This window comes from Maribacter sp. UH1, assembly GCF_056839145.1.
The window spans coordinates 3,668,461-3,681,425 of record NZ_CM166387.1 but is presented as its reverse complement, the minus strand read 5'-3'; the positions used below and the strand labels follow the sequence as shown (position 1 = coordinate 3,681,425).

Genomic DNA, 12,965 nt, shown 5'->3' with positions numbered 1-12,965 from the left:
ACTTTGTATACTTCTAAACTAACAACTACTTTTAAGCATAAGGCTGTAAGAACAATTCTATCTATAACTTTAGTACTGTTTCTACTTAATGCCACTCATTGTAAAAAACAGAGCGATTCATTATTTGAAATTGTACCAAGTTCAGATTCAGGAATTGATTTCAATAACAAAATAGTTGAGACAGATAGTTTCAATATTTTAACAAGTGAATATATTTTCAACGGTGGTGGCGTAGCTATAGGAGATTTTAACAATGACCAAAAACCGGATATATTTTTTAGCGGAAATCAAGTTTCAAACAAGCTATTTTTAAATGAAGGAAATTTTAAATTTAAAGATGTCTCCAAAGAATCTAAAATAGAAGCCCTAAATAAATGGAATACAGGGGTTGCCTTGGCAGATATAAACAATGACGGCTTTTTAGATATTTACGTTTGTTCTGCAATGCTAAACAGTGAAGAGGAAAAGAAAAATATACTGTTTATACATCAAGGTTTAGATAACAATGGTGTACCATCCTTTAAAAATATGGCTAAAGAATATGGTCTTGAAGAATCTGGCAATAGTATGGGTGCATCTTTCATAGACTATAACAAAGATGGTCTTTTAGATTTATATGTTTTAAACAATGTGGATGTACATATATTACCATCTAATTTTAGAAAAAAAATCACCGACGGTTCTGCCCTGAGTAATGATAAGTTATATAAAAATAATGGTGACGGCACATTTACAGATGTTACGTTAGAAGCAGGTATTACCATAGAAGGTTATGGTTTAGGTCTCTCTATTGCCGACCTAAATTATGACGGTTGGCCAGATATATATGTTAGTAATGATTACCTGTCAAATGATATTCTCTACATTAACAATCAAGACGGAACATTTACTAATAAGATAAAAGAGAATATTAAACACCAAAGTAAGTTTTCTATGGGAAATGATATTTCCGATTATAACAATGATGGTTATTTGGATATTATCACCTTAGATATGCTTGGTGAAACCAATGAAAGATTAAAAACAACATTAGCAGGAAACAAATACACAGAATATATTTTAAACGACCGTTTTGGCTATGAATACCAACATACCAGAAACATGTTACAAAAAGGTAATGGAAACAATGTGCCTTTTAGCGAAATAGGATTAATGGCAGGTGTATCTAAAACAGATTGGAGCTGGTCTCCCCTATTTGCTGATATGGACAATGATGGATATGAAGATTTACTAATTACAAATGGTTTTCCAAGAGATATTACGGACTTAGATTTTGGCGATTTCAAATTTAACGTTAGTAGATATTTAAGTCCCGCTCAAATTTTAGACTCTATCCCAAAAATAAAGATTCCTAATTACGCATATAAAAACAACACCAACAATCAGTTTACAGATGTTAGTGAGGATTGGGGTATTGGAATAGCATCATTTTCCAATGGTGCTGCATTTGCTGATTTAGATAATGATGGTGATTTGGATTATATTGTAAATAACATTAACGATGAAGCGTTGATTTTTCAAAACCAAACCGACCTAAAAGATGGTCAACATAATTACCTAAGTATAGACCTTAAAGATTCCCCTTCAAAATCGCAAAAAACAGGTGCGAAAATTATTTTAAGGTTTGATGATGATACATTTCAATATAAGGAACATCATACCTACAGAGGCTATATGTCTACCGTTGAAGACATCATGCATTTTGGTCTCGGCTCCAAAAAACAAATAACATCCATTGAAATACTATGGCCAGATAATAAGTTTCAAAAAATTTCTAATGTCAAAGCAAATCAAAGAATAATTCTAAATTATGAAGATGCAGTTTCAATAGTCTCAGATAAATTAAGTTTCCCACTAGTAGCCAAAAAAGAAAAAACAATTTTCAAAGAGGTTTCCAGTGATATAGGATTATCATATTTACATGAAGAAAAAGATATTGTAGATTATAATATTCAACGAACAATACCACATAAATTAACGCAAAATGGTCCAGTAACAGCTGTGGGAGATATGAATGGTGATGGTATTGAAGATTTTATTATTGGTAGTTCTTCAGGCAATTCACCTCAATTATTTTTTCAAAACGCAGAAGGTAAGTTCATGCAACAAAGTTTATTTGATGATGAAGAAAACAAGAAATATGAAGAGGAAAGCATTGCTTTATTCGATTTAGAGAACGATGGTGATTTAGACATGTACTTAGTTTCTGGTAGTAATGAATTTAATCTAGAAAGTATATACTACAATCATAGGTTATTGATTAATGATGGTCAAGGAAACTTTGATATTGCAACTGATCAAATGCCTACAATTAGTGCAAGCGGCTCTATTGTTACCATCTCAGACTTTGACAAAGATGGGTTTATCGATTTGTTTATTGGCGGAAGAACTCCTTATTCAAAATACCCTAATACGGAAAAAAGCTTTTTATTAAAAAACCAAAATGGCATATTAAAAGATGTAACCACTAGTATGGTTCCTGATTTAAGTAACATAGGTATGGTTACAGATGCTGTTTGGGCAGATATTGATTTAGATGGAAATGATGATTTAATTGTAGTTGGTGAATTTATGCCTATCTCAATATTTAAAAATAACGGTACCAGTTTTAAAAAATTAAATAAAACAGGAATTGAAAATCTTTCCGGTTGGTGGGAAAGTATCATAAAAACCGACATAGATAATGATGGCGACATTGATTTCGTAGTTGGTAATTTAGGTATGAATAATTTTTATCAACCTTCAGCGGAAAGACCAGTAACCGTAGTCGCAAAAGATTTTGACAACAACGGCACTATAGACCCCGTAATGTTCGCATATTTCAAAGACAGCTTTGACAATCCCATCTACAAGGCATTTCCTGTAAATTTTTGGGGAGATTTAAATGGACAGAGTCCAATTTTCAGAGCAAAATACAACACATTTAAAGCATATTCCAAAGCAACTATTGCTACCCTATTTACAGATGAAGAATTAGAAGGGTCAACTAAATTAATTGGTAATTATGATAATAGTATTATTATAGAAAATAATGGTGATGGTACATTTAAATATAGTCCACTACCTACAGAAGCTCAAGTTGCTCCCATAAACGGAATTACATCTTTGGATTATAACAATGATGGTTACCAAGATCTTTTATTAGTTGGAAATAATTTTGGAAATGAAGTTTTTATAGGAAGAAATGATGCCTTTAATGGTTTATTACTACAAAACGACGGAAATGGCAAATTCAAATCTATTGAGACATCTAAAAGCGGATTTCTTGTGCCTGGAGATTCAAAAAGTATAGCTACCGTTAAAAGTAACAAAGAAAATTATCCATACTATGTCGTTACTCAGAATAGAGACTCTGTTCGGGTATTTCAGAAGAACTAAGGGAAATTGGTCATTTCAACTCCTGATTAATAAACCAATCATATAAAGCTTCGGTTTCATACGCTTTTATCCATGCGTTGTGACCTACGTTAGGGTATCTTGTGAAAATGACCTCATAGCCCATTTCCTTTAATTTAGCGACCATATTTTCAGATTCGGAAAAGGGAATGGACTTATCTTTCTCTCCATGGAAAACCCAAATAGGCATTTCGCGATTAATCCATGAAGCATATGGTAATGGTGCCATGCCACATACTACCGCCATAGCTGCAAAAGTATCTGGGTATTGAACCGCCAATTCCCACGCAGCTCCCCCTCCCCTACTCAATCCCGTTAAATAAATTCGCTTTTTATCTATTCTATTATTATCTACAATTGAATCTAGTAATTGTTTTACCGCTCTAGTATTCCACCATTTTTTGGCATTCGGATTTTGAGGTGCCAGTATTAAAAAAGGAAACTTTTTGCCTTGAACTATCAATTTTGGAGGACCATTCCTCTTAACGGTCACCAAACTATCGCCCGATTCACCACCACCATGTAAAAACAAAAGAATAGGAAAATCTTTCTCAGGCTCTTCTTCATAGTCTTCTGGAAAATACAGATAATAGGCTAGATTTTCTTTTACATTCGTTTCCATTGCCGAATCTATTAGAATGGGCTTTGCTTGAGATGCGCAACTTTGAAAAATAACCAATAAAATAATATATATAATTGCCCTCATCTGTAAAATCTAAATTATCCATCAAATGTACCCTAAAAACAAGTTCTTTTATAGTTATTGTAGTTTTAGGTTCATTCAGGTTTAAAAAGTTAGACGATGAAGAATTAAAAAACTTAATAAAATAAAAAAAGAGGATGCATTTTGCATCCTCTTTTTTTTATGTTACTATCTTAATTTATCTGTATAAAGTAAAGTGACCTACATACTTAAGCTCATCGCTATTAGCATTTACTACGTACCAATAATCTCCTGTTGGCACTTCTTTACCTTCATAGGTACCGTCCCAACCGCTAACCTCATCCAATACAGCCACTACTCTACCGTAACGGTCATATATTCTAACCTCAACTCCGTCAAAAAGATCTCTATTCTTTGGTGACCAAATATCATTAAGGTTATCACCATCAGGAGTAAAGAAATTAGGGAATTCTAACATACCCGTAAATTCAAACGGTACACTTAATTCAAGCTCACAACCTCTTGCATCTCTAACCCGAACATTTACTATTCCGCTTTCGTTAGTTGTAAATGTAGTTTCCTCACCGTAAGATTGTCCGTTAAAGAAGAATTCATATTCTCCATAACCACCTTCCGCAAAAGCTTGAACTTCATTTGGCCCTGTTTTATCAACTACCAAACTTAGCGGCTCATATGCATCTATACTGAACTCTACAAAATTTGTACATCCGTTTTCATGATAGATATAAACAGTGTGGTCACCTGCCGGTAAATCTCCCCAAACATACTCATCATTTGCATTTGCCGTAATAGCATCTGTAGGGTCAATTGGATCTAATGCAAACATCAACTCTGAAAGCAAATTGGTATTCTCTAATTGAATAGTTGTGGTGCTATTTGGAAAAATACCTTCGCAACCATATTGTACTTGTGGTTCTGCTGTTAAATCTACCCCAATATCAATAGTGAACAACTCTGAAGCTGCACACAAGTTAGCATCTTGTATGTAAATAATATAAGAAGCACCACCTTGTAAATCTTCAATTATTTCTCCGTTGTAAGGTGCAAATACCGCTGTGCCAGTTTCATCAACTGGATCAACCATTTCAATTTTATACTCAAAATACGGAGTAGGATTCACTAAAACATCATTAAAAGGGGTACCACCTATGATATCAAAAACTACTGTTCCATCATTAGCTCCAATACATAATTCATCTGTAGTCTCAATATTGATTACTTCTAATTGGTCTGGCTCTTCTACCGTAATAAAATCTTTTTCAAAACAACCGTTGTCATCTTTAATTAAGATTTCATAAGTACCAGCTGCAAGTTCATCAAAAGTATAAGTACCTGGATTATCAGAATCACTAAAGAATTCATTAAAGTTAGGGGCAATAGCAAATTGAATCAAACCTTCACCGCCATCACTTACAGAAACTGTAATTGTACCGTCTTCTTCTCCATTACAAGTAACATCTGTAGGAACGGCATCAAAAATTATTGGATCAGGTCTAACTATTTCAAACGGACCAGCAATATCCATACAAGTAGCTCCACTAGTTACAGCTATATAATATTCTGTGCCTTCTGGAAGTCCCTCAAACGTTCCGTTATCTTGAGGACCTCTAATAACCGTTGCTGTTGCAGCAGGATTAAAAGCATCTACAGGATCACCTTCATACAGGTAAAATAAATCCGCACCTACACCGCCGTTAACAAACGACTCTATTCTACCATCTAATTCAGATGCACAAGAAATATCATCCGGTAAATTTGGAAGTAAAGTAATACCCGTAGCATCGGTCATTGTAATACCATTAGAACGAATTGCCGGACAAGCACCGGCTCCATTTACTTTTCTTACATCAAACTGATACGTAATACCCTGAACTCCTGTAATAGTTACAGAATTGCTCGTCATAGGCTGATAAGTACCAATAGCAACCCCGTTTTCAACTCTTAAATATTCATAGGTAAATAAAGGATCAGGATTCTCTACCGTCATTCTCATTTCACCGTCTCCACCACAACCAGGCACCCTTGTCTGTACCAATAATGGTTGAATTGGTGGTGGTGGATCAACGTAGTAAGCGTCTGTTACATATGAACATCCAAAACTAGAAGATACTTCTATTGCATACCAACCAGCGCTAATATAACCTCCACTATCGCCAATGAAAGTTGGTGTATTCTGCAATCCACTTTCAGATACAACAGCTGTGTTATCATCACCACTTAAATATAATAATGTGTAATTGTAACCAGCACCAGGGAAACCGCCGCTTGCACCAGGTGTAGCAGTAATAGCATCACCAGAAGTGATATCATAAGCTTCAAGAACAGCATTGTTACCATTAGGGCAATCTAAAGTTTGCGGCTCTCTAATACCGGCAATTATTTGCGGTACTTCTTCTAATTCTATCTCCACTGTGTTTGTACAACCCTCAACATCTCTCACCTCTACTTCATAGAAACCAAAAGACAACCCTGTGAATTCATTATCGTTTGAGAATGCTGCTATCTCAGTAGTATAACTAGAACCACCGTCAGTGCTCATTAATAACCTGTATTCATAAGGAGTTGTATCCCAACCACCAGTACCGGTAGCTATAATTTCACCAGTATCATTCGTACAACTAACATTACCTATAGACTCAGCAGTAACTTGAAGTTCTCCGTTTGGAGTTCTAATGTTAGTAACATTACTTGTTCCAGAACAGAATGGCGTATCAATAGAAACGACATCAACAATTAAATTACCGCCGATCAGGTTATCTATTCTTGCTTCGTCTCCGTTTACATCAGGGAAATTATTAGTATCAAAAGTTCCTGAAGCCAAAGGTGTTGTTCTTGCATCATCAGTAGCCTCATAAACGATGTAATCAAATACACCAACATAATCGCTCACTGTAATAAATAGAGCCCCATCATTTCCAGGTACTGCACAACTAACCGGTTTAGCCTCGCTAATTAATACCGTAGGTGCTATCGGCGTATTCACCGTATGTACTGGCATTGGGTAGGTACAGCCAACTGTATTATCTACAACTTCGAACAAGTAATCACCTACATCTGGCAAGTACACATCAACATAGTTATTACCAGCTGTATTTGTTACAGGGGCAACCGCAGTAACCGAAACCGTATTTACAGTAAAATCAGTTGTGCCTGCTACTTCTATACGTACACGCTCATCATCTCTACAATTTAAAATATCTACCTCAACAATTGTTGGAACAACATCGGTCGGCGGATTGATAGTAGGAACGTCAAATGTAGTCTGACAACCATTTCCATCAATAGCATAAACAGTAATATTTTGAGCAGAACCATCATCAATAATTTCAAAAGTATTCCCTGGCTGATAATTTTCAAAACCAGTAATGCTATATTGATACCCTGAACCAACAGTACCTGCATCATCAACAGTCACTGTAATAATGGTTGAACTATATCTATTTGCACCTGGCTCGCAAGCAAAATCTGCAGCACTAGCACTAATACTAAATGCATCAGGATTTGTGATTGTGTGTACCGCAGATAGAACCTCACAGTTACGCGCCGTTACCACCTGTACTTGATAATCACCTGCTGGTAAATCTGAAAATGCACCCGTATTATTTCTATCTTGTTCAGAAGATGTAGTTAAGTTATTTAGGATATAGGTAATTGGAGTGTCTTGAGATGTGAATGGCACTAATGCATTTGCAGGACCAACTACTACCTCTATAGACCCATCATTTTCATCTCTACAGCTAATATCAATTGCTTCTTCTGAAACTATAACTGGCTGTGCTGCTTGATTTAAAATAATGTTAGATACCGTAGTTTCACAAAAACCAGCACCATCATTTACAATGTTATCCGTAATTACAACCTCATAAGTACCAGGCACAAGTCCTGTAAAAATTGGATCATTATTTTGTGTTATTGGTCCAACTGCACTAGAATTATAATCTATACCTGTTAGCTCAAATTCAAAATCTCCACTACCACCAGTAGTTGAAATCGTAATTTGTCCATCGGCATCATTACACGTACTATCTGTTGAGAATCTACCTGTTGCAGATAAGAAGTCATAAACCGTAGCAGTACCTTCACTAGTACAACCATTGGCATCTACTACATCTACTACATAATCACCAGGGCTACTAACAACATAAGTATATTCCCAAAATGATCCGACTACAGTTGGCAATTGCTCATCACCACCTAAAGTAAATCTTGGTGTGTTAACAGAACTAGGTACTCTTACCGTTATATCAAAAGCAGTTGAAGTAGGATCACATTGATTAACCACAGCAAATGTTGGAACTGGTAAATCTGGATCTAAAGAAATAATGGTAGCAATATCAAAAGAAGTACAACCACTTGCATCTCTTACATAAACATCATAAGTGCCATCAGCTGCCGAGAATGTGGTATCTGTAGTCCAACCTGATGGTGCCACACCTGCATCCATAAAAGCAAATTCATACGGACCACCTGAACCACCTCTACCCTGAACGGTAACTTGACCAAAAGCATTACAATTTGCAGGAACTTCCTGTAAAATATCAATATCAGGTAAATTCTGAAGTATGGTAACCGGAGCGGCATCTGTACATGTATCGGTTAAATTTTCAACCAATATCTGATAATTACCTGGTAATTCAGGATACGCACCGTTATATGGTAAAGCTGTAGTTGTTACCGAAGCTACCAACTCCGTTTCTGAACCATCTTCATTATCGATCAATACGATTCTCAAATCATCACCAATGGTATATCCAATAATTTCATAAGCGATTTCTCCATTTCTATTGGTATCACAAGCCCCAGGTGTTGAAACTGCAGTAACCTCTAAAGTGGAAGGTGCATCTACAGGTGGAATTTCCTGCTCATAGGTACAACCTGTACCAGTATCTAATACGACTACGGTATACGCTACTCCATACTGAATACCATCAGTAGTATTGCTAAACGTATGGTCATTGACAGCCGGTGTATTATTTAATGCGTAAAAACTAGGCTGATCTAATAATCTAATTTCATATGAACCAGAACCTCCACTTACACTAACTGCATAAGTAAATGATGTATCATCACAATCTGCAGGTGCTGGTGGCGGTATTGGTGTAATTACCACTTCGTTAGAAGTTATAGAAACCGTATCTATATCCGTGCAACCATTAGCATCAATTGTAATAACCGTATAATCTCCCGTTACCAAAAGTGGATCTAAAATTTGTACCGGTAATGCAGAAGGATCAACATCTTCCATTCTTGTAATTTCTACCCCTGTATTATCTTCTATGACAAAAGTATAATTAGCCGTACCGTCAGTTACAGCATCAATATTGATACCACCACTTACTGGCCCACTACCTCCACAAACTGCCTGTTCTTCAGAAACCGTAGTTGCAGGTGGTGGTGTTGTATCTAAAACAATATCGAATGTATCAGCTGGGGTTTCACAACCTCTAGCATCTCTAACCAAGTAAGAATAAGTACCTACAGTTAAGTTGGAGTATACCGTTTCCGATGCCCATCCCGTTCCATTAAAATTAACTTCGTAAGGTGGCACACCGCTTGTAGCATCAGGTATAATAGTTACCGAACCATTATTTGTTGAACTACAACTAACCGGTCTAGCAACATAAGATGCAGCAGCAATATTTTGAGGGGGATTTAAAGTGATTGCAACAGATTCTGCAACACAACCACTGCTTGTGGTATTATTATCTGTAATTCTGAAAACATAATCGCCAGGTACATTTGTATCATAATCAAAAGTATCGGTAGTTAGTGGCATAGCAGCTCCAAAAGTAGCACCACCATCAGAACTAACCTCATACTGTTTTGCCCCAGCACCAGAAGTATAGCCTCCATTAACACTTACTTCAATTCTACCATCAGCTCCACCACAAGGTATTTCCGCTGTAATACTTGTATTTACTCTCAATTGTGGCGCAATTGTCACTGAAATACTATCTGAACAGTCATTACCATCAACAACTTCAATCGTATAATTACCAGGAGAAAGTCCGCCAAAAGTTGCAGTTGGTTGCAACGTACCCCCATTAATTCTATATTGATGCGAACCAATAGCTGCAGTACCTGCAGTAGAAGTTACTGCAACCGTAGCACCAGTACCTGCTACAAAACAGAAATCAGATGATGGTCCATCCAAAGAAATACTTGGAGCATCAATAGGGTTTAAATCGAATGAAAAAGTATCTGTACAACCTTCAGCATCTTCAACAGTTAATGTATATGTTCCCGTTGCAGAAAGATTACTAAAGGTTCTTCCAGATTTTGGACCAATTTGTGGACCAACAGGCTGCGTTAAGGTATATCTATATGTACCCCAACCACCAGTTGCATCTGCTCTAACAGCTCCTAAATTTCCATTGGCACAACTCATAGCTGTTACCGTAGAAGTAGATAAATCCAATACCGGAGCTTCATTAATATCCAATGAAATAGTATCCGTACATCCTGTATCAGCGTCGGTAACCGTAATTGTATATGTACCTGCTCCAGATAATGGCAAGTCAACTTCACGGTCACTTTGCGGGGCACTAGTGGTACCTCCGTTAATATCATATGTATAATTGTTTGCGAAACCGTCAACAATAAAAGTTCCGCTACCATCGGTAGCACCATTACATACTCTTAGATCTCCACCCGACTTAACTTGAACTCGAATAGAACTGATTTCAACAGGTCTAAAACCTTCAGTATAAGAACAACCATTTATATCTGTAATTTGAAAAATATATGCCTGTGAAGTTAATAACCCAACGAACGTATCATTAGTTCCGTTATCAACATAAGCCGGACTAATTATTTCATATCTATTGGTTGCAGCATTACTTGTTGGTGTCAACTGCACATCTGTAGTACCCGCGGCACAGCTAGTATTGCTCTGGGCAAAATCTAAATCTGTAGGTGGATCAACATCTAAGATATCTATTGCAGTTAATTCTAAACGACAACCGCCCGCATCACGAATAATAGGGGTATAAGTTCCCGTAGCCAAATCTGTATAAGATGTAATAGTTGAAAAATTAACTCCGTCTATACTAAACTCGTAACCACTACCTGAACCACCAGAAAACGGACCTACAAAATCAATTTGTCCGCCTACGTTTCCAGTACCAGAACATGTAACATCGGCAATTTTAGTAGCAGATCCTGTTAATGAACCAACAGTGTCTACCGTTACCGATGGCAAGGCTAAAGTACATTCAAATGCACCTTGTTCGTACCTTACTTCAATATCATTATACGTACCTGCCGCAACTGAAATCTGTGGAGTGCTCACCCATGGATCAGATGCACTTTCTCTATAGGAAATATTGTAACCTCTACCATTATTGATAGTGAATTCCAATTTGGCGCCACCGTTACTACACGTACCATCAACACCAGCAACAGTTACATCTGGCGGCAATAAATCTTCAACATCTGAAGAAGCGTTTATAATACAACCATTACTATCGGTAATTACAAAATCGTAGGTACCTGCAGTGCTAACTGTATACGTTGTAGTACCAGAATCTGTAGCAGCATCTCCAAAAGAAGGTTGTACAGATCCGCCATTTACTGTAAATGTATAAGGCGCAGAACCACCTGAGGTATTTAACGTAATATCTACACTAGAAATATCAGAACAGCCAAAACTACTATTCACCTCAGTTGATGCATCTAGAGCAGAAGCCCCTGCACCAATTGTCATTGGATCACCATTAATATCTAAACTCTGTCTTGGAGGATCAATTCCGTTCAACGGATCACCAGTACATTGTTGCGTTTCAACTTGTACTGTATATGTACCAAAACCTACAGCTGAAAAAGTGTAAGGGTTTGTTGAAATAAATGCAGTAAATTCTTGAGCAACACCACTTGAATTCAGCAATGTATACTTATAAGGACCAGGAACATTAGATGCGGTTACGGTAATTGTACCCGTATCCCCACTACATAATGCATCTGTAAAAGTTGTAGCGATTTCTATTTCCTTTTCTTCTATAACTATAGGCTCATAAGGATATTCACAAGTATTTGCTGTATTTTTTAATCTTGCAAGAATGTTATATGTACCGGGAGTTAAGTTAGAAAATATAGCTCCTTGCCAAGAAGTACCACCATCAATACTAAATTCATAAGCACTAGACAAATTGGTAATCTGTATTCTACCATCTACACCACAGATATAATCTTGTTTTACATATGTTTGGGTTATGGTACTTTTCTTTACTTTGAAATAATATGGTTGATTGTCTATTTCAACTCTATATTCAGCACCTGAAGTAGCTGATACAGAACTGGCATCAAGATTAAAAGTTTGTCCGGTTCCAATTTCCGTATAACAAGCATCTGTAGTATTAGGACATTCTACATTCACATCTGCTGAACAAGAACCACCCAATACCTGCCATGAAACTGAGCTATAAGGACCACCAGTTAAACTTATGATACGATCGTCAAAATCACCACATAAATTAAACCGAGCAATTGTAAATCCATTATCATTACAAGTTACCGTATTGTCCGCACCTACTATTGGTGTAGAAAACATTACCGGAGCCGCTAAGCTAGACTTAGGCGAAACTTTATTTTCTAATGTCTTGTGATTGTTGGTAGAAACCGAAACAGCCTTTTCGATTACATGAGCCACCTCTTCGTATAAAGTAGTTACTTTAGAGTTGGCTAGAGCCGTAGTACCAATTACTGAAAGAACAATCAGAAGAAGTACATACAGCGCATACCGCTGTTGTTTTGGAAGCATAGGTTAAGATTCGTTTTTAAGAACAAAGTCGATTTGGGATCTAATTAGTTCTTTGGTGTAATTTTTTGCTTATATTTTAACTTTTAAATAATCATGTGTTCTCTAATATATTTCTAACGCCCGTAT

3 protein-coding genes are annotated in these 12,965 nt (G+C 36.5%); 1 reads left to right on the top strand and 2 read right to left on the bottom strand.

The annotated features are described in order from the left end of the window. The first annotated feature begins 3 nt into the window (after positions 1-3). The gene (locus tag UH1x_RS15955; protein ID WP_482622929.1) at positions 4-3,378 is read left to right on the top strand and encodes a VCBS repeat-containing protein; all 3,375 of its coding nucleotides are present in this window, start codon (positions 4-6) and stop codon (positions 3,376-3,378) included. Positions 3,379-3,388: 10 nt separating this feature from the next. Here the strand turns inward: UH1x_RS15955 and UH1x_RS15950 are convergent, their stop codons facing one another. Both UH1x_RS15950 and UH1x_RS15945 read right to left on the bottom strand, forming a co-directional pair. Beyond that, positions 3,389-4,102, bottom strand: coding sequence for a carboxylesterase family protein (locus UH1x_RS15950; protein WP_482622927.1), 714 nt, complete (start codon positions 4,100-4,102; stop codon positions 3,389-3,391). A gap of 175 nt (positions 4,103-4,277) precedes the next feature. Continuing rightward, entirely contained in the window at positions 4,278-12,839 is an 8,562-nt protein-coding gene (locus UH1x_RS15945) for a T9SS type B sorting domain-containing protein (RefSeq protein WP_482622925.1), read from the bottom strand. Positions 12,840-12,965: the final 126 nt, after the last annotated feature.